General features: G+C 66.7%; 3 protein-coding genes. All 3 read left to right on the top strand.

Annotation, left to right across the window (positions count from 1 at the left end; genetic code table 11):
* Positions 1–2 precede the first annotated feature (2 nt).
* From AC6RV7_RS01745 to AC6RV7_RS01735, 3 genes are read left to right on the top strand one after another with little or no spacing between them, the layout of a single operon-like run.
* Positions 3–1,052 carry an HAD-IIIC family phosphatase gene (locus tag AC6RV7_RS01745; protein WP_500092171.1) on the top strand — a complete coding sequence of 350 codons (1,050 nt, stop codon included), beginning with the start codon at positions 3–5 and terminating at the stop codon, positions 1,050–1,052.
* Positions 1,045–13,572, top strand: coding sequence for a type I polyketide synthase (locus tag AC6RV7_RS01740; protein WP_500092170.1), 12,528 nt, complete (start codon positions 1,045–1,047; stop codon positions 13,570–13,572). Before AC6RV7_RS01745 ends, AC6RV7_RS01740 begins: the two co-directional genes overlap by 8 nt.
* Complete coding sequence (locus AC6RV7_RS01735; RefSeq protein WP_500092169.1) at positions 13,572–25,988, top strand: amino acid adenylation domain-containing protein; 12,417 nt, start codon at positions 13,572–13,574, stop codon at positions 25,986–25,988. The genes AC6RV7_RS01740 and AC6RV7_RS01735 overlap by 1 nt, the downstream gene beginning before the upstream one ends.

Genomic DNA, 25,988 nt, shown 5'->3' with positions numbered 1-25,988 from the left:
CCATGGCCGCGAAGAAAATCAAATGCGTGGTGTGGGATCTCGACCACACGGTGTGGAACGGAATCCTCCTCGAAGGCGACCAGCTCGCGCTGCGTCCCGGCGTGCGCGAGGCGCTCGAGGCGTTTGATGAGCGCGGCATTCTGCAGTCGATCGCGAGTCGCAACGAAAGCGGTCCGGCGCGCGAACAACTCCGGCGTTTCGGTCTGGAGCATTTTTTTCTGCATCCGCAAATCGGCTGGGCCGCGAAATCGGAATCGATCCGCCGCATCGCCGAGCAGCTCAACATCGGCCTCGATACGTTTGCGTTTGTGGACGACCAGCCGTTCGAGCGCGAGGAGGTGCGTTTCGCACTGCCCGAGGTTCGCACCTTCGATGCGAGCGAGATCGCGCGTTTGCTCGAGGATCCGGATTTCACGCCGCGGGTGGTGACGGAAGACGCGCGCCGCCGGCGCGAGATGTATCAGGCCGACGCGACGCGGCAGGAGGCGGAGAGTTCGTTCAAGGGGCCGACCGATGCGTTTCTCGCGACGCTGGAGATGGAGTTTTCCGTCGGACCCGCCGAGGCCGGGGACTTGGTGCGCGTCGAGGAACTGGTCGCGCGGACGAATCAGTTGAACACGACCGGCCGGATCTACTCCTACGAGGAGCTGGCGGCGTTGCGCGTGTCGCCGGACCACCTGCTGCTCGTGGCCGAGCTGACGGACAAACATGGGCCTTACGGCAAGATTGGCGTCGTGCTCCTGCACCGCACGGTCGACACGTGGACGATCAAGCTCCTGCTGATGTCGTGCCGTGTGATGAGCCGCGGCGTGGGCGGAGCGTTGATCACGCTGCTGCGGCAGCAGGCGCGCGAAGCCGGCGTGCGATTGCTCGCGGAGTTCAAACCGACGGACCGCAACCGCATGATGTATATCACCTACAAGTTCGCCGGTTTTTCCGAGGTGAGCGAGATCGAGGGCACGGCGCTGCTGGAGGCGGATCCGGCATCGATTCCGGAACTGCCGGCCTACTTCCGGATCAACGCGAGCTGGCAAGGAGGCGTTCGTGGCTGACGAATCGAAGGAATTGCTCGCGAAGGCGCTGTCGGAGTTGCGCCGGCTGAAGCAGGAAAACAAGGCCCTCAAATCCGGCGGCGCGGAGCCGATCGCGATCGTCGGACTCGCGTGTCAGTTTCCCGGCGGCGGCACAGACCCGGAAGCGTATTGGAATTTTCTCGCCCAAGGACGTTCGGCGATTCAGCCGACGCCGGCGGATCGCGCGGAGGGCATGATGGGCACCTTCGGCTCGTATCTCGACACGACCGACCAGTTCGACGCGGCGTTCTTCGGCATCTCGCCGAAAGAGGCGCAGAGCATGGATCCGCAGCAGCGGCTGCTCCTGGAGCTGACGTGGCACGCATTCGAGTCGGGTAACATTCGCCCGGATACGTGGGCCGGTCGCGAGGTCGGCGTGTTCGTCGGCATGAGCGGCATCGATTACGCGCTGAAACTTTTCGCGCCGTCGAATCGCGACCGCATCGATCCCTATTTCGGCACCGGTTCGACGCTGAGTCCGGCGGCAGGCCGGCTCGCGTATGCCTTCAAGTTCAACGGTCCGGCGATGGTCGTCGACACCGCGTGCTCCTCGTCGCTCGTGGCGATCCACCTCGCGGTGCAAAGTCTCCGCCGCGGCGAGTGCGACGCGGCGGTGGCGGCGGGCGTCAATCGCATCCTCGGCGCGGATCTCACCGCGAACTTCGATCAGTCCGGACTGCTCGCTCCGGATGGAAAATGCTACACCTTCGACGCGCGCGCGAAAGGTTACTCGCGGGGCGAGGGCGGCGGTGCGCTGGTGCTCAAGCGACTCAGCGATGCGGAGGCGGCAGGCGATACGATTTTCTCGCTCGTGCTCGGCAGCGCGGTCAACCAGGACGGCGGCTCGGGCGGGTTGACGGTGCCGAGCGGTCCGGCGCAGCAGAAAGTGATTCGACGCGCGCTGAAGTCGGCCGGGCTCTCGCCTGACGACGTCGATTACGTGGAAGCGCACGGCACGGCGACGCCGCTCGGCGATCCGATCGAGGCGAACGCGTTGAGCGAGGTGTTCACGCCCGGACGCGCGGCCGGCCGTCCGCTCTTTCTCGGTTCGGTGAAAACGAATCTCGGCCATCTCGAAGCCGCCGCGGGGATGGCGAGCAGTTTCAAGGTGATCCAATCGTTGCGTCACGAAGCGCTGCCGGCGCATCTCAATTTCGCGGAGCCGAGTCCGCACATCGATTGGCAGAACTCCGCGCTGCGCGTGGTGGATTCGGCGCTGCCGTGGAAACGCGGCGAGCGCCGGCGCGTCGCGGGTGTGAGCGGTTTCGGTTTTGTCGGGACCAACGCGCACATCATTTTTGCGGAGGCGCCGGCGAAAGCGGCGGTGCCGGTAAAGGAGAACAACCCGGAACCACGCGTCGAAGTGTTCGTGCTGAGCGCGCGCACGCCGGAGGCGTTGCGTGGACAGGCGAAGGCATTCGCGGCGCGCTTGAGCGAACTGCCGGTCGAATCGTGGCCCTCCGCCGCGCGCGCCGTGCAGAGTGGGCGAACGTCATTTGCGGAACGCTTGAGCGTTGTCGCGACGAAGCCGGAGGACGCGGCGGCGTTGCTCGAAAGATTCGCGGAAACGGGCAAGGCGCGCGGCGTGAGCGTGGCGCGCGCCGGCGAGCGGCCGCGGGCGGCCTTCGTATTTACCGGCCAAGGTTCGCAATACGCTGGCATGGGGCGGCGGCTTTACGCGGAGTATCCGCGGTTTCGCGACATCATCGACGAATGCTCGGCGAAACTGCAGGGCCCGCTCGGACGCGATTTGCGCGAGGTGATGTTTGCCGAAGCGGCGGCGTCGCTCGTCGGTGAGGCCGCGTCGGCCGGCGTGTTCGACGGCGCGCGCAATGTCGCTCCGCTGAGCGAGCTCGATCGCACGATGTTCACCCAGGCGGGGCTGTTCGTGATCGAATACGCGCTCGCCCGCGTTTGGGAAGCGATGGGCCTGCGCGCCGAGATCGCGCTCGGCCACAGCGTGGGTGAATATGCCGCCGCGTGCATCGCGGGCGTGTTCAGTCTCGACGATGCCCTCAAGCTGATCGTCGCGCGCGGGCGTTTGATGGAGGAGCGCTCGGCGCCGGGAGCGATGCTCACGGTGTTCGCCGACGAAGCCGTGGTGGCGAAACTGATCGAGCCGTTCGCCGCGTCGGTGTCCATCGCCGCGGTCAACGGTCCCGAAATCGTGCTCGTGTCGGGTGCGTCGGAGGCGATCGCGCAGGTGCAGGCGCGCTGCGAGGAGACGCAGCTGCGCGTAGTGAAGATGCGGATATCGCATGCGTTTCACTCGCCGCTCACCGAACCGATCCTGACGGATTTCGAGGCGGTCGCGCGGTCGATCACGTTGAACCGGCCGAAGATCCCGCTGATCTCGAATGTCACCGGCACCTTCGTGGACGAAGAGGTGACGCGACCCGATTACTGGACGCGACACCTGCGTCAGAGCGTGCGGTTTTGCGAAAGCATGAACCTGCTGCACGCACAGCGGCTCGACTATTTCATCGAGGTCGGCCCCGAGCCCACGCTGATCGGACTGGATCTCGCGTTTCAGGCGATGCGCGAGCAGCAGAGCTCGACGGCGAAATGGCTGCCGAGCCTGCGTCGAGGACACGACGATCTCCGCTCGTTGCTCGACGGCGCCGGCCGCTGGTGGAGCGCCGGCGGCGAGCTCGCGTGGAGCGCGGTGCACTCCGGCGCGCGGTGCGAGCATGTGCCGCTGCCCGGCTACGCCTTTCAACGCAAACGCCACTGGTTCGATTTCGCCGAACCGGTTCCCGCTTCTTCGTCCGTCATGTCTTCGCCGTCCCTTCCCGTTTCTTCCCCCGCGCCCGCGGCCGTTGCCGTGACGCGTCCGAAATCCGACGCCGTGCTGGCGGAAGTGCAGGCGATCATCGCGGAAGTGAGCGGTCTCGAACCCGCGGATTTGCCACGTTCGGCAAACTTGCTGGAGATGGGGCTCGACTCGCTGATGTTCGTGCGCAGCGGCCGGATCATCGAGAAGCGCTTCCAGGTCAAAATCGCGATCGCGCAGTTTTACGAGGAGCTGCATCGCATCGGTGCGCTGGTGGATTTTCTCGTCGCGCATTCGAACGTCGATCTCGGTGAAACGACGGCGAGCGCGGCGGTCGTTGCCGTGGAGGCGACCTCCGCGGCGCCGACCCCGGCCGCCGCTACGCCGATCGCACCGCTTGTCGCTGCGCCCTCGATTTCCGTCACTTCCGCAGTGCCCGGACTCGATCCCGTGATGGCGGCGCATTTCCGGTTGATGGAGCGCTACCTCGAGACGCGCGGGGCTGCGCCCTCATCAAGTGCAACGACGGTCCCCGTCGGAAGTGCGGCCGCCGTGACGCCGGCCGCGCCGACGCCAGCGCCGATGAGCGGCAAACTCGCGGTGAATTTCGGCGGGTTGAATCTCGAGGAGGAAAAAAACCTTTCGCCGCAGCAGAAGGAGTTTTTGCGCGCGTTGACCGAGCGTCTGACCGCCAAGACGAAAACGTCGAAAGCACAGACGCAGGCGTGGCGCCGTGAACTCGCCGACTGGAAGGGTAGCCTCCAGTTCAAGCGCAGCCTGAAGGAGCTGAAGTATCCGATTATCTCCGACCGTGCGAAGGGCAGCCGGATCTGGGATCTCGACGGCAACGAATACATCGATCTCGCGCTCGGGATGGGCGTGCACTTTCTGGGACATTCGCCGGAGTTCGTTACGGCCGCGCTGCACCGGCAGATCGATCGCACGACCGCGCTCGGACCGCAGTCGGACCTCGCGGGTGACGTTGCGAAGAAAATCTGCCAGCTCACCGGCGCGGAGCGCGCGAGCCTCGCGATCACCGGTTCGGGTGCCGTCATGCTCGCCCAGCGCATCGCCCGCGCGGCGACCGGCCGGCCGATCATCGCGCAGTTTGCTGGCGCGTATCACGGCATCGGCAGCGAAGTGTTGGTCGTTGGCGGCGACGAAGGTTCGCGTCCGCTGTCACCGGGCATTCCGGCCAGCGTGGTGCAGAACGCGCAGGTGCTCGACTACGGCAGCGACGAGGCACTCGCGTGGATTCGCGACCACGCCGCGCACCTCGCCGCGGTGATCGTCGAGCCGGTGCAAAGCCGGCGTCCGGGTTTTCAGCCGCATCGTTTCCTGCGCCGGTTGCGCCGGCTCACGGAAGAATTGGGAATCGTGCTGATCTTCGACGAGATGATCAACGGCTTCCGCATTCACCGCGGCGGCGCGCAGGCCTGGTTTGGCGTGCAGGCCGACCTGATGACTTACGGCAAGATCGTCGGCGGCGGCATGCCGCTCGCGGCGGTGGCCGGCAAGGCGAAGCTCCTCGACTGGATCGATGGCGGGTTCTGGCAATACGGCGACGACTCCACGCCGACCGGGCGCACGATCTTCACCGGCGGCACGCACAACCGTCACCCGCTCGCGCTCGCGGCCGCCAATGCCGCGCTCGATTACTTGATCGAGCAAGGCCCGGCGTTGCACGAAACGGTGAACCGCCGCACCGAGCGGCTCGGCCAGGAACTCAACGCGTTTCTCGAGGCGGAGGCGGTGTCGTTCCGCGTCGCGTGGTTCGGTTCGCAATTCCGTTTCGAGGCGCTCGGCGATCCGTTCGACCTGGAAGTGTTTTTCTATCTGCTCACCGAGCAGGGCTTCTACACGTGGGAGCAGCGGATCTGCTGTCTGTCGATCGCGCACACCGATGAGGATGTCGATCGGCTGATCGAAGCGGTGAAACAGGTTGTGGCGCAGATGCGCGCCGGCGGTTTCGCGATCCAGGCCGGACCTCGCGCGCCCCGTCGCGTGCTGCCGTTGTCGTCCGTGCAGCAACGCCTCTTTGCGCTCTGCCAGCGCGAGGGCGCCGAGATGCCGTATCATCTTTCTGGAGTCTGGGAGATGCGCGGGCCGGTGGACTTCTTCAAACTCCAGGACGCGTTCCAGGAAGTGATCCGCCGTCACGAGAGTTTGCGCACGGCGTTCAAGTTGATCGGCGGCCAACCGTGCCAGTATGTGATCGAAGAGCCGCGGTTCTTCCTCGAACGGGTGCAGGCCGGCGGAAAATCCGCCGACGAACTGCTGGCGGCGTTCATCCGGCCGTTCGATCTCGCGTGTCCACCGCTGTTGCGCGTGGGCTGCGCCGCGATCGAACCCGGCCGCGCGCTGCTCTTCATCGACGTGCATCACATCGCGGCCGACGGGCTGTCGATGAATGTGATCCTGCAGGAGTTCGCGCAGCTTTACGACGGCGTCGCGCTCGGACCGGTGAAGCGGCAGTATCGGCACGCGATCGACGAGGTCGAGTCGCGCTCGCGTCTGCCCGAATATCAGGCGCAACAGAACTACTGGCTGGAACAGATGGCGGGCGAAATCCCGCTGCTCGATCTGCCGGCCGACTGGCCGCGCTCGGGAGAAATGGATTTTCGTGGCGACAAATCCGGCATCGTCGTCGACGCCGACCGCACGCGTCGCTTGGAAACGCTCGCGCGCGAGCACGGTGCCTCGCTCTACATGGTGCTGCTCGGCGCCTATGTGACCTTGTTGCATCGCCTGACGGGCGCGGAGGATCTGATCGTCGGCCTGCCGGTGGCGGGCCGTCCGGGTGCGGACAGCGACGAGGTCGTCGGCATGTTCGTCAATTCCCTGCCGCTGCGCCTGCGGCCGCAAGCGGACCAGTCGTTTGTCGATTTCCTGCGCGCGGTTCGCACCACCTGTCTCGGCGCCTACGACAATGCCGAGTATGCGTTCGCCGACCTGGTGGAGCAGCTCAACGTGCCGCGCAATCCCGACCGCAGTCCGCTGTTCGACACGATGTTCGCATACGAAAGCGCGGACGACCGCGTGATGCGCACGCGCGAGCTCGAGATCCGCACGATCGATCAGTTCGAGGGCTCGGGCATGTTCGATCTCAGCGTCGACATCATTCGCGAACGGGGCGCGCTGAGCATCCGGTTTCATTATGCGACTCGGCTTTTCCGTCCGGAAACGATCCGGCGCTACGGCGCTGCGTTCGATCGCCTGCTCGACGCGCTGCTCGAAGGACCGACGCAGCCGCTGGGCCGGCTCGCGATTCTGCCAGCGGAGGAACTCGCGCTGGTGACCGATCGCTTCAACGCGGTTTCCGGGCAAGGCGACGCCAGCCAGACGCTGATCTCGCTGTTCGACGCGGCGGTTGAAACTCACCCGGACTCCGTCGCCCTGGTCGGCCGCGAGCGGTCGCTGACGTATCGGGAAACGCACGACGCGGCGGATGCCGTGGCGCGCCGCCTGGCGAAGGACTTTGGCGTGAAACCGGGCGACCGCGTGGCGCTGCTGGTCGATGCCAGCGAAGCGATGATCGTGGCGCTCCTCGGCGTGATGAAGGCCGGGGCGGCGTATGTGCCGATCGACGTCGCGAATCCGCCGGAGCGCGTGCGCGCTTTGCTGCGCGACGCGGGCGCGCGGGTGCTGATCGTCGAGGCGAACCCTGAATGGATGGAATCGGACGTGCAGCCCGTCACGCTGGCAAACCTGATTCAGCCGGTGCCGGCGGCGTATCCCAAGCTTCCGGCGCCCACGCCGGACATGCTCGCTTATGTCATCTACACGTCTGGCAGCACGGGCCGGCCGAAAGGCGTGATGATCGAGCACGGCGCGGCGGCGAATTCCGTGCAATGGCGGCTGCGGGCGTATCCGTTCGAGGCCAGCGACGCGACGCTGCTGATGCCGACGTATGCGTTTGACGCGTCGGTGCTGGATATTTTCCCGACGCTCGCGTGTGGCGCGCGGCTCGTGCTCGTCACGGCCGCGGAGAAACGCGATCTTGCCGGGCAGGCGGCACGGATCGAGCGCGAGCGGATCACCAACCTGCTGCTCACGCCAAGTTTGTATTCGCTCTACTTGGACGAAATCGCGGGCGCGCTCGGTGGATTGCGCTGGGTCTGCGTGGCAGGCGAGGCGACGACGCTATCGCTGGTGCGGAAACATTTTGAACGGCTGCCGCGGACGCGTTTGTTCAACGAATACGGTCCGACGGAAAACAGCGTCGTGACGACGTGGACGGAGCTGTTTGCGACGGACACGGCGGTGAGCATCGGTCGTCCGGTTGCGGGCCATCGCGTGCATATTCTTCAGCCCAACGGCGAACGCTGCGGCCTCGGTGTGCCCGGCGAGCTGGTGGTGAGCGGCGTCGGCTTGGCGCGCGGTTATCTCAATCAACCGGAGCTGACGGCGGCGGCGTTCACGCCGGCGCCGTGGGATACGCGCGTGCGGATTTATCGCACCGGCGACCTTGCCCGGTGGCGGCCGGACGGCACGCTGGATTTTCTCGGGCGTCGCGACGGTCAGGTGAAGTTGCGCGGCTACCGGATCGAGCTCGACGAAATTGAGGACGTGTTGCGTCGGCAGACCGGCGTCACCGCGGCGGCGGCGAAACTCGCGCCGGTCGGCGGCGAGCTGCAGCTGATTGCCTATCTCGTCGGCAAGGCATCGCTCGACGAAGCGGCCGTGCGTCGCGCGTGTCAGGACGCGTTGCCCATTTACATGGTGCCGTCGGTGTTCGTGCGGCTGGAGACGATGCCGCTGAACGCGAGCGGCAAGGTTGATCGTCGCGCGCTGCCGGTGCCGGACGATGCGCCCACGCGCGAGGCCGGAGGTCCGCCGCAAGGTGAACGCGAGCTGGTGCTCGCGCAGATCTGGCGCGACGTGCTGAAGCAGCCGGAGATCGGCCGCGACGACGATTATTTCCGGCTCGGGGGCGACTCGATCAAGGGCATCCAGATCATTTCGCGGCTGCTGCAGAAAGGCTGGCGTCTCGATATGCGCTGGCTGTTCCGTCACCCGACGATCGCCGCGCTCGCGCCGCGTCTGGAGTCGGTGCGTGCCGCGACGAGCGCCGTGAGCGCGGAGCCGGTCGGCGACGTGCCGCTCGGGCCGATTCAGCGCTGGTTCTTCGAAACCTGCACCGTCGAGCCGTCGCACTTCAACCAAGGCGTGTGGCTCGATGCACCGGGTCGCTGGGACGTCGAGGCGATGCATACGGCGCTGCGGCACGTCGTCGCGGCGCACGATGCGTTCCGCTATCGCTACATGCGTGACGGCGCGGGTTGGCGCCAGCACTGTGTCGCCGGCGCGGGCGTCGTGGGATGGCGCGTGGCGGATTTGCGCGGCGCGGCGAACGCGGACGCGGAAATCGGGGTTCTGGTGCGTGCAGAGCAAGCGGCGATCGATCTGGCGCAGGGACCGCTGACGCGCGCGGCGATCGTGCGGACGGACGCGCGGGATCGCTTGTTCTGGACCGCGCATCACCTCGTGGTGGACGGCGTGTCGTGGCGCATCTTGCTGGAAGATTTGGCGGCGGCGTATGCGGCCGCGAGCACGGGCCGGAGCCTGCCGCAACTCGCGCGCACCGCGAGCTTCGGCCAGTGGACGCGCGCCGTAGAAACTGCGGTGGCGGCGGGGCTGCTCGCCGACGAAGCGAGCCACTGGAAGGAAATGGCCGCGCGGCCGGCGCCGCGTTTGCCGTATCAGGCGGCCGATCGCGTGGGCACGGTGGCGGACCTGCGCACCGTGACGGCGACGGTCGGCGGCGAGTTGACGGAGCGGCTGCTGGGCAACGCGCATGCGGCGTATCGGACTCGCGGCGTGGAGTTGCTCGTGGCGGCGTTTCGCCTCGCTTACGCGGAATGGAATCCTGGTGAGCCGCTGGAGCTGACGCTCGAAGGTCATGGCCGCGAAAGTGCGTTGGCCGATCTCGATGTGAGTCGCACGGTGGGCTGGTTCACCAGCGTTTATCCGGTGCAGTTTGTCGCGCTGCCGGCGAACGCCGCGGGGTCGCTGCTGATTCGCGAAACGAAGGAGCAGCTGCGACGCGTGCCGCGGAATGGCGCCGGTTACGGCTGGTGGCAGGCGAAGAGCGCGGGCTTCGCGGCGAAGGAGGCGCGCGACTCGATCAGTTTCAACTTTGTCGGCGTATTCGATGCGGCCGACGGCGGCGCGGCGCTGCAATTGAGCGCCGAGCGGCCGGTCGCGCCGCAGGATTCGCGTCAGGCGCTCCTGCATTCGCTGTCGATCTTCGGCTACGTAGCAGAAGGTCACTTGTATTGGAATGCGGACTACGACAGCGCCCGCTGGCAGGAATCGGCCGTGCGCGCGTTGCTGGAGCGCTTCGTGCAGGCGCTGGAAACCGTGGCGGGCGCGACGGCGCTGGTGCGCGGCGTGGTGCCGAGCCCGGCGGACTTTGTTTACAGCCGAATGGAGCTCGCGGCGTTCGATCGGCTCGTCGAGCGATGCGAGTGGTCACCGGCGACGGTCGAGGATGTTTATCCGCTGTCGCCGATGCAGAAGGGATTGTTTTACGAGGCGATGAAGGCGCCGGCGTCGGAGGCGTATTTCGAGCAGATGTCGTTCTGCCTCGACGGGAAGATCGACCTCGGCGCATTGCAGCAAAGCTGGCGCGATCTGGTGGCGCGGCATCCGGCGTTGCGTTCGGTGTTCGTGCAGGCGGAGGGCGGCGACGAGCCGCTGCAGGTCGTTTTGCGCACGCTGGACGCGGCGGTGTCGGTGGTGTCGTTGCTCGCCGAGAGTGTCGAACAGCAGCGGAAGACGCTCGCGGACTTCCTGCAGGCGGACCGCACGGTGCCGTTTGTGCTGGATTCCGGTCCGCTGATGCGGGTGCGGATTTTCCAGCTCGCACCCGACCGGCTGCAGATCGTGTGGAGTCATCACCACATTTTGATGGATGGCTGGTGTGTGGGGATCCTCTACGAGGATTTGATGCGCTGCTATGAGGCGCGGGCGGCTGGACGCGAACCGGTGCTGAATACGCCGGCGGATTATCGCAATTACCTCCGCTGGCTCGAACGCGTGGACCACCGGGCGTCGGCCGAATTCTGGCGCAAAGAACTCGCGGGTTACGACCGGATGGTTTCGCTGCCGCGTCAGCAGACGGCGGCCGCCGGCGATTACCGCTGCGCGAAATCCAAACTTCGCCTCGATGGCGCGAGCTGGACCCAGCTGCAGGCGCTCGCGACGTCGCAGGGCGCCACGACGGGAACGCTCCTCAACACGCTCTGGGGCATCCTGCTCGCGCGTTACAACCAGACGGAAGATCTGGTGTTCGGCGGCATCGTCTCGGGCCGTCCAGAAGCGGTGCCGGACGTCGAGGAGATGGTCGGCTTGTTCATCAATGCCGTGCCGGTGCGGCTGCGGTTCTCCGCCAAAGCCACGCTTGCTGAAACGTTGCGGCAGTTCCAGGCGCAGGCGGTCGAGCGTCGCGCGCACGAGTATCTGCCGCTGGCCGAAATCACGGAGCAAGCGGGTGGGTTGCGCGAGGTGTTCGATCACCTTGTGGTGCTCGAAAATTATCCGATGGACGAGGAACTGCGGGGCGATGGCGATGGCCGGACCTCCGCGTCGCGTCCGCGTCTCTCGAACATCGAAGGCTTCGAGCGCACGCATCTGGATTTCACGCTCGTGGCCGTGCCGCGCGGAAAGGCGCTCGAAATCGAGATGACCTACAACGCCGCCGTTTACAGCGCGGAGTCGATCGCGCGCGTGCAGGCGCATCTGTCGGAGCTCGTCGACGCGCTCGCGGCGGAGCCGACGACGGCCTGTCTCGACGTCGATTTCATCCCGGCGGCGGAATACCGCCTGATGGAAACGTGGAACGACACCGCGGCCTCGTATCCGACGGACGCGACGCTCCACCGTTTGTTTGCCGAGCAGGTGGTGCGTTATCCGGGCCGCGTCGCGGTCACGGTCGGGGGAAAGAATCTGACTTACGCGCAGCTGGACGCGGCGGCGCGACGGCTCGCGGGGCAGCTTGTGCAAGCCGGCGTGGGCGTCGGCGATCGCGTGGCGATCTGGCTGCCGCGCGATGGCGACATGATTGTGGCGCTGCTGGCCACGCTCATGGCCGGCGGTTGTTACGTGCCGCTCGATCCCGAGTATCCGGAGGAGCGGTTGCGCTACATTCTGGAAGACAGCGGCGCGCGAGTGGTGATCGGCCACACGCAGCATCGCTCACCGTTTGCCGCGATCCGCGAGATCTGTCTCGACGCGTCGGCGGGCGAGGCGGCGATCGCGCTCCCGGCGGTCGCATCCGATTCGCCGGCGTATATCATCTACACCTCGGGATCGACGGGCCGGCCAAAGGGCTGCCTGATCAGCCATCGCAACGTCGTGCGCTTGTTGAAAAACAACCGTTTCGATTTCGACTTCGGCCCGGACGACGTGTGGGTCGTTGCGCATTCCTTCTGTTTCGATTTCTCGGTGTGGGAAATGTATGGCGCGCTCGTTTACGGCGGGCGCGTCGTCGTGGCGCCGCGCGAGGTCGTGCGCGACATTCGCAGCTTCGTCGATCTCGTGATCGCGGAGCGCGTGACCGTGCTCAACCAGACGCCGGCGGCGTTCTACGCGTTTCTCGCGGAAGGTCTGAGTCGCGCGTCGCACGATTTCTCGACGCACCTGCGTTACGTGATCTTTGGCGGCGACCGGCTCGAGGCGCGGTATTTGTCGGAGTGGACGGAACGCTATGGCGTGGAGCGGCCGCGGTTGATCAACATGTATGGCATCACCGAGACGACGGTGCATGTGACTTTCCATCAGGTGACCGCGGACGAGATTCGCGCGGGCGATGGACGCAGTCTCATCGGACGACCGCTGCCGGAGACGCAGGTGTGGGTGCTCGATCGGCAGCAACGCGTGTTGCCCGTCGGCATGGTCGGCGAGATTTACGTCGGCGGCACCGGAGTCGGTCTCGGTTATCTCAATCGCCCGGAGCTGACGGCCGAGCGTTTTCTGCCGGATCCGCGGGCGTCGGGCCGCCGGCTGTATCGTTCGGGCGATCTCGGACGCTGGCGCGACGACGGCCAACTTGAGTATCTCGGCCGCAACGACCATCAGGTGCAGGTGCGCGGCTTCCGCGTGGAGCTGGGTGAAGTCGAGGCGGCGTGTCTCGCGCAGAGCGGAATCGAAAAGGCGGTGGTCTTGCCGCATGAGGAAACCGCCGGTCAGGTGGAACTGGTCGCATATCTCGTCGGCACGCCGCGCAGCGCGTCTGAGTTGCGCGCAGCGCTGGTCGAGCGTCTGCCGCGCTACATGGTGCCGGCGTATTTCGAGTGGGTGCCGACGATCCCGCTGACGGCCAACGGTAAGATCGATCGCAAGGCCTTGCCGAAACCCGGCGGAACTGCGGAGCGTTCGCGCGACACGGTGCCGCCGCGCACGGCGACGGAGCGCGCGCTGCTGGAACTCTGGCAGGACGTGCTCGGCGTCGCGGCGATCGGCATCCACGACAATTTCTTCGATCTCGGCGGCCAAAGCCTCAAGGCGGTGCGGCTCCGCGCGAAGATCGAGCATGCGTTGAACGTCACGGTGTCGCTGCGCGATCTCTTCGCGCGGCCGACGATCGCGGAGCTGGCGCAGGCGATTGCCCAACCGGAGACGGACGCGACGCCCGAGGCGGGGCTGAGCCCGGATCTTGCCGCGCTGGTGGAGGGGTTGACGCCGGAGGAAGTCGAGGCGCAGTTGCGCAAGCTGCAGCTCTGATGGATCGGGCCACCCTTCAGGCGAAACTCGAAGCGCTCACGCCCGAGCAGAAGGAGCAGCTGAAAAAACTGCTCGCGGCGAAGCGCGAGGCGGCGGCGGCGCAAACAATGGCGGCGCCGGCGGTGAGCGAGTCCGCGATCCCGCGCGTGGCGGACGCGGACGACTATGCGCTCAGCTTCGCGCAGAAGCGGTTGTGGATGCAGGAGGAGCTGAGCGAAGGCGGCTCGGCCGCTTACAACGTATCGCTCGCGGTGATTCTGCGCGGCGAAGTCGACCTCGCGGCCTTGGAGGGCGCGCTGCAGAGTTTGCTGGAGCGCCACGCGGTCCTGCGCACGCGCTTCGTGCGGCGAGATGGCGAACCGCGCCAGGTGATCGTCGCGACGCCGGAGTGGCGGCTCGAGCGCTGGCCGGACGGCGGAGCCGACGGCGCTCGCGGCGAATTTCAGCGGCGTGCCGAAGCGCTGGCGAACCGGCCGTTTGCGCTGGAACGCGAGCTGCCGTTTCGGGCGGCGGTGATGCCGCTAGGGACGCAGGAGCACGGGCTCGCGCTCGTGTTTCATCACATCGCCTGCGACGGCCGCTCGGTCGCCACGCTCGTGGGCGAACTCGAACAGGCTTACGTCCGGGCCAAGTCAGGGGATCGCCCCGCTCCGTCGAATCCAAAGCTTCGCTACGTCGATTACGCGGCGTGGCATCGTGGTTGGATGGAGAGCGCGGCGGGAACGAAAGCGAAGGAATTTTGGGTGCGACAGTTTACGGAGCTGCCGGAGCCCCTCGAGTTGCCCGCCGATCATCCGCGGCCGGCGGTGCAGGATTTTTCCGGACGTCATCTGTATCGCAAGCTCCCCCCCGGCACGCGCGAGCGACTGGCGCAGCTCGGCCAACGCGCGGGCGCGAGTTTGTTCGGCACGTTGCTCGCCGCGGTCATCACGTTTTTGCACCGCTACACCGGACGCGACGATCTCACCATCGGTTCGCCGGTGGAAGGCCGGCCGCATCCTGAGCTCGAGGAGATCGTCGGTTTTTTCGTCAACACACTCCCGCTGCGCACGCGGGTGGCGCCGACGGATACGTTTCTCGCGGTCGTGGAGCGCGTGCGCGACGGCGTGCTGGACGCGCTGGAGCATCAGGGGTGTCCGTTCGACGTGATGGTGCAGTCGTTGCCGCTGGAGCGGGATTTGTCGCGGCCGCCGCTGTTCTCCGTGATGATGGGCCTCACCCGCGCGCAGGAAGAGGCGCTGCGGTTGCCGGGCGCACAGACCGAGGTCGTGCCGCTCGGGCTGCACACGAGCAAGGTCGACCTGACGTTTCATTTCGTCGAGACGCCCGACGGGCTGGAGTTGGATCTTGAATACGCGACCGCGCTCTTCTCGGACGATCGCATGCAGCGCGTGGCGGACTATTTTGAGACGATGCTGGGCGCGGCGTTGGCGATGCCGGCGGGCGCAATCGGCGATTTGAACCTGCTCACGCTGGAGCAGGTGGGAGCGTGGCTGAAGACGGCGAATCCACCGCCGGCGGATTATCCGCGCGATCGTTCCCTCGCGTCGCTTTTCCGCGAACAGGTGGCGCGTCAACCCGATGCGCCCGCAGTTGCCTACGATGGGCGGACGTTCACTTACGCGGAACTGGACCGGTTGTCCGACGCGGTGGCGGGCCACCTCGTCGGCGCGCTCGGTCCGCTGCGCGTCGACGAACCGATCGCGCTGCAAGTGGATCGTTCGGAGCGAATGCTCGCGGCGCTGCTGGGGATTTTGAAGGCGGGCGGTTGTTACCTACCGATCAATCCCGGCACGCCGCTGGAACGCGTGCGCACGCTGCTCACGATGAGCGGCGCGCGGCTGCGTCTCAGCGAAGGCGAACCGGCGGTCTCCGACTGGAGCGGCGCGGAGGCGGATCTGCGCGCGTGGTGTCGCACGCCTCCGCCGGTCACGATCAGCAGCGGTGTGGGTGAAGGACCCGGCGCGGGGCGACGGCTCGCCTATATCATTTTCACCTCGGGTTCGACGGGTGAGCCGAAGGGCGTGTTGATCGAGCAGCACGCGGTCGTGCGGCTTGTGCGCAGCACCGATTTCCTGCAGCTCGGCCCGGGCGATCGCGTCCTGCAGACGGGCTCGCTCGCGTTCGACGCGTCGACCTTCGAGATCTGGGGCCCGCTGTTGAACGGCGGCTGCTGCTGTCTCCCGCGCGGGAAGGAAATCCTCGAGATCGATCAGTTCGACGCGTTGCTGGCAGCCACCGGCGCGACGACGTGCTTCCTGACCACGGGATTGTTCAACCAGATCGCCGATTTTCACCCGCAGGCGTTTCGGGCGCTGAAGCACCTGCTGACGGGCGGCGAAAAGGTTTCGGTGCCGCACGTGAATCGCGTGCTCGCCGCCGCGCCCGAGCTGACGCTGCTGCATGTTTACGGACCGACGGAGAATACGACGTTTTCCACATGGTATCGCGTTCGCGGCGAGCAGCGGCACGACGTGCCGATCGGCCGGCCGATCGCGCACTCGACGCTCTACATCCTCGACGAACGCGGAAACCCGCAGCCGCCGGGCGTGGTGGGCGAAATCTACTGCGGCGGCGACGGCATCGCGCGCGGGTATCTCGGCCGACCGGACGCGACCGCCGAACGCTTTGTGCCGGATCCCTTCACGGAGCGGCCCGGCTCGCGGTTGTATCGCACTGGAGACTACGGTCGGTGGGACGCAGCCGGCAACGTGGAGTTCGCCGGACGTCGCGACGATCAGGTGAAGATCCGCGGGTTCCGCATCGAGCTCGGAGAAGTCGAACTGCGCCTCCGGGCGCAGGCCTCGGTGCAGCAAGCGGTGGTCGTCGCGCGGCCGTCCGGCGGCACGCATGAACTCGTGGCGTATCTCGTCGCGCCAGGTCTCGCGTCGGAGGAAACGCTCCGCGCCGGACTGGCGAAAGTGCTGCCGGATTACATGGTGCCGAGCACCTTCGTGCTGCTTGATGCGCTGCCGTTGAATGCGAGCGGCAAGGTGAATCGGAAAGCGTTGCCTGCGCCGAAACCGCCCATGGAGGACGCCGCGCCGGCGGCGAGTTTCACCGATCCGAAAGAGCAGGCGCTCGCCGCGGTGTGGACCGAGGTGCTGGGGCGGCCGCCGGCGAATGGAGACGCGCACTACTTCAATTCCGGCGGCGATTCGATCAAAGCGATTCAGATGACGGCGCGTCTGCGCCCGCGCGGTTACCGGTTGACGCTGCGCGAGGTGTTTGGCCGGCCGCGTTTCACGGATCTCGCGGCGTGCCTGGTTGCGGGCGAGGCGTTCGAATCGAACCCGCAAACGGAGATCGGCGAGGTGCCGTTGACGCCGATCCAGCGGTGGTTTCTCGAGAACTACGCGCCGCCTTACGATCACTTCAATCAAGCGACCTGCCTCGAAGCGGACGAACGCTTGAATCCTGAGCTGCTGCGGCGCGCCGTGGAGCAACTCGTCGCGCGGCATGGCATGTTGCGTTGCCGAGTCGAGCGCGCGGAGGGGACGAACGCGTGGAGACAAATCATTCCTGAGGGCCGCGGATCGATCGTTTGGCGCGACGAAGATCTCAGCGCGCGAACGGACGGCGAGGCGCGCGCGGTGTATGCCGCGATGGCGGCGGAGTTACAGCGCGGACTCTCGCTCGCCGACGGGCAACTCGTGGCCGCGGGATTTTTTCGTCTGGCGCACGCCGATCGGCTGCTGCTGGTGATTCATCACTGGGCGGTGGACGGGATTTCATGGCGCGTCCTCGTCAAGGAACTGGAGACGATTTATCGAAGTCTGGCGGCGGGCGTTGCGGAACCGAAGCTGGCGCAGCCGGGGTCGTTTCGCGCCTGGGCGCAGAGCCTTGTCGCTTACGGAAAAAGCGAATCGCTCGCGCAGGAGGCGCGCTATTGGCAGAAGGTCGTGAAACAAATTCCTGCGGAGGAGCGCGCGCCGGCGCTGCCGAACGTCGAGCGGTGGGAAACGGTGTTTCCGGCCGAGCTCACGCAGCGTTGGTTGACGGACGCGCATCGCGCTTACGGCACGCAGGCGGACGAGTTGTTGCTGGCGGCGTTCGGCAAGGCTTGGGCGGAGTGCGGCGGCGGCGAAACGCCCGCGCTGGCGATGGAAGGTCATGGCCGCGAGAGCTGTGTCGGCGCGATCGACGCGAGTGCCACGGTCGGCTGGTTCACGAGCATGTGGCCGTTCGTGCTGAGCGGCGGCGGCGATTGGGCGGAGCGGATTCGGAGCGTGAAGGACGCGTTGCGCGCGGTGCCGGAGCGCGGCGTGGGCTTCGGTGTATTGCGCTACCTGCAAGGCGCGCTGAGCGAGGTGGCGATGCCGCGCGTGAGTTTCAATTATCTCGGCGTGTTCGACGCGGCGGGTGCGTCGCTGTTTCGCGGTGTGCCCGACGCCCCGACGGGTGAGCCGGCCGCGGCGCACCTCGGCTCGAGCTTCGACCTCGATGTCGTCGGCGAGGTGAGCGGCGGGTGTCTGCGCGTGGCGTTTCATTTTCATCGTTCCGCGCAAACTGCGGAGCGCCGCGCGCAGCTGGTCGCAGCGTTTGAGCGCGCGCTGGCGGAGGCGGTGAACGAAGGATGCCGCGCCGAACCGCGACGATCGCTGGCGGACTTCACGGGCGGCGTGGCGACGCTCAGCGAACTCGATCGTCTGCTGCGAAAGTGCAGCGAACGCGGTGCGGAGGTGGAAGACGTGCTGCCGCTGACGCCGATGCAGGAAGGCATGGTGTTTCACGCGCTGTATGAAAAGGAGAGCGCGGCCTATTCGGATCAGGTTGTCCTGCGACTGCGCGGGGCGCTGGATCCGAAAACCTTCGCCGCGGCGTGGCACGCGCTTGGCGAGCAATACCCAAATCTGCGCGCGGCTTTTCTCACCGGCGAAACGGAGCGCCCGGTCGCGGTGATCGCGCGCGGGTCGAGGTTGGATTTCACGTATCAGGAAGTTCGTGACGACGCGGAGCTCGTCGCGTTGCGCGCGGCGGAGCGGGCACGAAAATTCGATCTTACGTCGGCCCCGTTGCTGCGGTTGACGCTGGTGACGCTCGGCGCCGATGAACACGAGGCGATCCTCGGCTTTCATCATAGCATTCTCGACGGCTGGAGCAGCGGACTGATCTGGCAGCGGCTGGAGGAAAATTATCGTGCGCTGGCGGCGGGAAAACCCGTGCCGGCGGTGCGCGGGGCGTTTCGCGATTTTCTTCGCTGGCTGCGGAGCCGCGACGCGGAGCGCGATCTCGCTTACTGGCGGGAATTGCTGGCGGAGGCGCCGGTGGGCGTCGGCGTGCCGACCGGCACGCCACGTCTTGGCGCGCCCGCGGTGCGGACGCGGTCGTTCGATTGGAAAATGGGACGCGAGCGCACGGAGCGTCTCGTGGCGTCGGCGCGTCGGCTCGGCACGACGGAGAACAGCCTGTTCCAAGCGCTGTGGGGCGTTTTTCTCGGCCGGCTCACGCGGCGGAATGACGTGGTTTTCGGCGCGACGGTGTCGGGCCGCGCCGAAGGCATTCCGCGCGTCGAGGAAATCGTCGGCCTGCTGATCAACACGATTCCCGTGCGCGTGACCTGGGAGGAAGGGACGACGTTCGAGGAACTCGTCGAACGCGTTCGCACGCAAGCCGCGGGCGGCATGGAGCGGCTGTCGGTTTCGCTGGCCGACATCCAAAGCGCGACGGGTGCGGCGGGCTCGCTGGTGCAGCACACGCTGGTGTTCGAGAATTATCCGGCCGCAGACGATGCCGACGCGCTCTGGCGAATGGAGACCGTGGAGGTGCACGATCCGATGCACTTCGAGTTCGGCATGCTCGTCGCCCCGCAGCGCGAGGGCTGGACGTGTCGGGTCGTGGCGGACGAGACCCGTTATCCGGATGCTTATCTGGAAATGTTGCAGCAGCGCTGGCACGACCTCGTGGACGGTTGTCTCGCCGCACCCGACGGGACGATCGAGAATCTGGCGAATCTTCCCTTCCCGAACCGGCTGCGCCGTATGGTGGTGGCGGCGACGTTTACGGCCGAACCGCTGGAGGAGGCGCTGCAGTTCTGGCTGCAGGGTCGCGGCGAGGAGGCGACGATGCGATTCGCGCCTTTCAACCAGGTGTTGCAGCAGCTGCTCGATCCGAACAGCGATCTCCGGCGAGCCCGCGCGGATCTGAATCTTTTGCTCGTGCGGCTCGAGGACTGGGCCGGGGCGCAGCGCGACGACGCGAAACAGGTCGAGGAATCGCTGGATCTGAATGCGGATCATTTCGTGGACGGCCTGCAGCAGCTGGTGACGGCGGCGCCGAGTGCGAGGACGCTCGTGCTGTTCTGTCCGGCGTCGTCTGAAATGCGTCGCGCACCCGAAGTCGTTGAACTGCTCTCAGCGACGGAACGACGATTGTTGCGGCGCATCGATGTGCCGCGGTTGCGATCCGTTTCCGCGGTGGCGAGTGCCGAACTGGTTGCGCGTTTTCCGGAGGCGAACGTCGACAACGCCGAAGGCGAGGCGTTGGGTGGCGTGCCGTTTGCGGAGGAATTTTTTGCGGCGATCGCGACCGAAGCGATGCGCCGCTGGGATGCGCTCACGCGGGCGCCGTTCAAGGTCCTGGCGCTCGATGCGGACCAGACGTTGTGGCGCGGTGTGCTTGGCGAGGACGGGGTCGACGGCATCGAGATCACGCCGGGGCATCGCCGGCTGCAGGAAGTCGCGAAAGCAGCCCGCGCGGGCGGGATGCTGCTGGCACTCGTGACGAAAAACAATCTCGCCGACGTGCGGGAGGCGTTTCGGATGCGTCCGGAGATGCCGCTGCGGTGGGACGATTTCGTGGCGGTCGAGGCGCACTGGCAGCCGAAATCCGAGAGCCTGCGAAAGCTTGCGCGCAAGTTGAAGCTGGGCCTCGACAGTTTCGTTTTCCTCGACGACAGCGGTTTGGAATGCGCCGAAGTGCGGACGGCGCTGCCGGAGGTGTTGACGCTGCAGGTGCCCGCGGACGCCGAAGCGGTGGGGCGTTTCGCCGCGCAGTTGTGGCCGGCGGATGTTTTTGCGGCGTCGGCCGAGGACCGGCAGCGCAGCGAGCTTTATCAGGTCGAGACGCGCCGACAGGCGGCGCGGGCAGCGAGCGGCGGGCTGAAGGATTTCATCCGGCAGCTGCAACTCGAGATCGCGTGGGTGCCGATCGACGAAACGAATCTCGAGCGTGCCGCGCAGCTCACGCAGCGGACGAATCAGTTCAACGCCTCGACGGTGCGCCGTTCGCCGGCGGAGCTGCGTGTGTTTCTGGCGCAACCAGGACACGGCGGGTTCCTGCTGCAGGTAAAGGATCGTTTCGGCGAGTATGGGTTGACGGGCCTGGTGCTGTTTGGGGACGAGGCAAATACCCGGAATGTGGATACGCTGCTGCTGAGCTGCCGCGTGCTGGGACGCGGCGTGGAGCACGAGCTGATGCGCCGGCTGGCGAGCGAAGCGGCGGGGCGGGGGATGTCCGAGATTCGCGTGGCGTTCGCGCGCACCGGGAAGAATGCGCCCGCGGAGCAGTTCTTGCGCGCGTCAGCGGGACGCGAGGAACGCGACCCGACGGGTGCGGTGGCGTTCGTGTTCGCTGTGGCCGCGGCGAGCCGGATCGAGATCGGTGAAGGCGTCGCCGAAATCGTCGAAGAGAATGCCCGCAGCGAAGCGTCGGCGCTACCGACGACGCGAATCGCGGCCGGCCACTTTTATCAAGCGGTGGCCACGGAGTTCGCGTCGGCAGCGGGCCTGCTGGCGGCAGTCGAGGCGACGCGGCAACGAGGGCGTCAGCGCGCGCGGGAGACTTACGAGGAGCCACACGCAGGAAACGAGCAGCGGGTGGCGGAGATCTGGGCGAGCGTGCTCGGCGTCGAGCGGGTGGGGCGCCGCGACGATTTTTTCAGTCTGGGCGGACACAGTCTCAAGGCCGTGATGATGCTTTCGCGCGTGAATCGCGCGCTCGGGACCGGATTGTTGTTGGAAGCGATTTTCGAAACGCCGACGCTGGCGGAGTTCGTCGTGCGCGCGAACCGAACCGCGGCCGATGTGACCGCCGGGGAGCCGATCGAGCGGGTGGCAGAGGCGGCGGATTATCCGTTGTCGCCGGCGCAGCGACGGCTGTGGTTGATCGACCAGATGCGGACGGAGCCGCCGTGTCCGTTCCACATGACGGCAGTATTTTCGTTGCACGGTGCGTTGGACGAAGCGCGTCTCGAGCAGGCGTTTCGTCGTGTGATTGCGCGGCACGAAAGTTTGCGGACGGGGCTCGTGCTCGTCGGGTCGGAGCCGCGGCAGCGCGTGTCGGCGGACGTCGCGTTTGCGATCGAAGCGCTAGAGGTCGACGGACTGACGGAGTTTATCGAACGCGAATTCGATCTCGCGCAACCACCGTTGCTGCGCGCGGCGCTGGGTCGGGAGGGAGACGGGCAATGGACGCTGGTCGTGGTGATGCATCATGCGGTGAGCGATGGCTGGTCGATTGGCGTGATCGCGGACGAGCTTTCCTCGTTTTATCGCGATCTGGAGTTTTCGCCGTCGCCGTTGCCGATCCATTATCGCGATTACGCGGTGTGGCAGGAGCGGCAGCTAGCCGCGGGAAAATGGCAGCGGGCGGCCGCTTATTGGGGGGAATTGTTCCGCGATCTGCCGAGTCCGCTGGAGTTGCCGGCGGATCGCGTGCGACCGGCGATCAAGCAGTCGCACGGCGCGGAGGTGACGGAAACGTTGCCGGCCGCGACGTGGGAGAACATCAAAGCCGGCGCGGCGCGCGCGGGGGCGAGTCCATTTGTCGCCGTGCTCGCGGTGTTGCAGGTGCTTTTGGCGCGGCAGGCGCGTTCGTCACGTTTCGTGATCGGCACGCCGGTCGCGGGACGCGACCGGCCGGAGCTGGAGTCGCAGATCGGATTCTTCGTCAACCTGCTGCCGATCGTGGCCGAGGTGGAGGGCGGGCGGAGTTTTCGGGAGCATCTTGCTTCGGTGAAACAAGCGATGGCGGCGGGACTGAGCCATGCGGTTTATCCGTTCGATCGTTTGGTGAACGACCTGGCGCTGCCGCGCGACCTGAGCCGCAACCCGTTATTCGACGTGTTGCTCGTGTTTCAGAACAATCGCGCCGCCGAGCTGGCACTGGGCGACGTGCGGCTGGAAGCGGTGCCGTCACCGTCTCAGACCAGTCAATACGACCTTACGTTCGAAGCGGTCGAAACGCCGGCGGGATTGTCGCTGCGGATCGAGTATGCCACCGCGCTGTTCGACGCGTCGCGGGTCCAGCGGCTGGCGCGGCAGTTTGTAGCGCTGGCGGAGAACGCGTTCGCCGATCCGGCGCGCGCGGTGGCGGCGCTGGAGGTGTGTCCGGCGGAGGAGCGCGAGACGATCCGGACCTTCGAGCGCGGGGCGAGGTTTGGCTCGTCGCGTTCTCGGACGTTGCCGGACCTGGTCCGGGAGGAGGGCGCCGCCGATCCGAGCCGGATCGCGCTGGTGGCAGGCGAACGGACGTTGACTTATGCGGAGCTCGATCGGCGCTCGCGCGAAATCGCGGCGGCGGTGCGCGCGGCGGGTGTCGCGACGCAGGAACTCGTGGCGGTGGCGGGCGAGCGCTCGATGGAATTTGTGTGTGCGATGCTCGGCGTGATGCGCGCCGGCTGCGTGTATGTGCCGCTCGATCTCAAACATCCGGACGAGCGGTTGCGGCTCGCGATCGAAGAGGGCGAAGTTCGACGCGCGCTGGCGATCGGTGCCGAAGCGGAGGAGCGGTTGCGCGGATTGGGCGTCGCGTTGATCGATTCGAATCGAGGCGACGGGAACGTCGTGACGCTCGACGACGTCCCGGCTCCGGGCGATCTCGCGTATGTGATTTTCACCTCGGGTTCCACGGGGCGGCCGAAGGGCGTGGAGATCACCCACGAATCGTTCGCGACGATGATCGAGTCGCAAGTGAAGACCTTTGGCGTGCGGCGCGAGGATCGTTGCGCGTGGTGGGCGTCGTGCGCGTTCGATGCGTCGCTCTCGGAGATTTTCCTCGGCCTCACCACGGGCGCGACGGTCGTGGTGGCGGAGACGGCGGAGCGCGAGGATCCGGGGACCTTCCTCGCGTGGCTGCGGCAGCGGAACGTCACGGTGATCACGTTGCCGCCGGCGTTTCTGCGCGTGCTCGAACGCGCGTCGCTCGCCCCGGTGCGCGTGTTGATCACGGCGGGCGAGGCGGCGGATCCGGGCGATCTCCGCCACTACGCGCAGACGATCGAAACGTTCAACGCCTACGGGCCGACGGAGACGTCGGTGTGCGCTACGATTCAGCGCGTGGAAAACGGCGTCGACTACGGCGCGAGCATTCCGATCGGAAAGCCGCTCGACGTCGCATCGACCTACGTGCTCGATGCGAATCTGCGGCGCGCGCCGCTGGGCGTGCCGGGCGAACTGTTCGTGGGCGGACGGATTGTCGGTCGCGGTTATCGCGGCGCGGCTGCGCTGACGGCGGGAAAGTTTCTCGCAGACACGTTCGCTGAGAAGGAGGGCGCGCGGATGTATCGCACGGGCGATCTGGTGCGCTGGCGCGAGGACGGATCGCTGGAATTCCTCGGACGCGAGGATGCGCAGGTGAAGATCCGCGGCTTCCGCATTGAACTGGGCGAGGTCGAGAACGCGGTGAAACAAGTCGCGGGCGTGCGCGCGGCGGCGGTGGTGACCGTGGAGCGACTCGGCGCGAAGGCGCTCGTGGCCTACGTGGATGCAGAGAACGTGGACGTTGACGGGATTCGGGCGGCCGTCGAGGAGCGCTTGCCCGACTACATGCGGCCGGCGGCTTATTGCGTGGTGGATCGCCTGCCGATGACGCCGAATGGAAAACTCGACAAGGCGGCCTTGCCTGCGCCTGATTGGGCGGAGAGCGAAGTCGTCACCGCGCCCGCAACGGAACGCGAACGCGTCCTCGCGACGGCGTGGGCCGCGGCGCTCGGCCTCGAGCGCGTGGGTCGCGAAAGCCACTTCTTCAATCTCGGCGGCGATTCCATCAAGGCGCTCGGCCTGGCCGGGAAACTCCGCGCGCTCGGCTGGGACTTGCGGCTCAAGACGATCTTCGCTCATCCCGTGTTGAGCGAGCAGGCCTCGCAGTTGCAGCCGGTGGCGGTGACACGGGCGCGCGAGGTGAGCGGACCGGTGAAGCTCACGCCGATTCAGAAATGGTTTCTCGAATCGCACCCCAAGGCGCCGCGGCATCATTTCAACCAGGCGCTCTGGTATCGCGCGTCAGAGCGGCTCGATCCCGCGCGCCTGCAGCAGGCGGTGAACGCCGTGTGGGCCCGGCATGCGGCGCTGCGCGCGGTGTTTTCTCCAGCGGCGGACGGCTGGCAGCAGCGTATCCAGTCGGCGGCGACACTCGCGCCCGTGCTTCGTCAACTGGAGGTGGCCACTCTTGCCGATCCGGAGGCCGCGAGCGCGGCGTGGGTGAAGGCGATGCAGTCAGGTTTCGATCTCGGGAACGGGCCGCTGATTCGCTACGGTCTCTTGCGCGAAGCCGCGGCCGACCGCGTGCTCTGCGTGACGCATCACCTTGTGTCCGACTGGGTGTCGCATCGCATTTTGCTGGAGGATCTGGAGACCGCGTATCGCGCGGAAAGCGCGGCCTCCGCACTGCCGCCGGCGGTCACGGAGTTGGACGAATGGACGGACGCGGGCGCAGTCTGGGCGGCGGATGCGGCGGCTCGTCGAGATTCGGTGGCGGCGTGGAGCGCGACCGCGCAAGCGGCGGCGAAGTCCGCATCGCCAGAACCCGCGGGACGCTATGGCGACGTGCGCGTGCTGACGCGCGAGCTCGACGAGGACCAGACGCGAACGCTCCGGGCGGCGGTGGTGGACGGCGGCTCGACGGCGTTGCGCGACGCGATTCTCGCGGCGATGCTGGCGGCCGAACGCAGCGTGTTTGGCCGCGACCGGCTGGCGGTGCAGTTGGAAGGACACGGCCGCGATGCCTTGGGTGCGACTCTGGACGTGAGCCGCACGGTCGGCTGGTTCACGAGCTTGTATCCGTGCGTGCTGATGCACCGGGCCGGCGACGGAGTGGCGGAGGCGAGGGCGCGGGTGGCGAGGACGCTCGCGGCGATGCCGGACGGCGGCGCGACCTACAGCTGGTTGCGCGCGTATGGAGCGGAAGCGGCGAGAGCAGAGGCGCTGGCGGTGCCGACAACGACGGGTTTCAATTATCTCGGTGAGTTCGCGGCGTCATCGCCCGGCGCGCTGCTGCAGCTTGACGGGGAAACGCCGCCGGGAGCGATCGCGTCGGATTTTCCTCGCGCGCATCCGCGTGATGTCACCGCGTGGATTTTCGACGGGCGCTTGCACGTGCTCTGCGCTATTTTGCCTGATGCGGAGCGAAACGGGGCGATGGCGCGCTGGATGGACGAGGTGGTGAGCTTCTTGCGCCGGCTGGCCGAGGAAGCGTAG

This window comes from Opitutus sp. sgz309028 (assembly GCF_059821195.1).
This window is presented reverse-complemented; position numbering and strand designations above follow the sequence as displayed.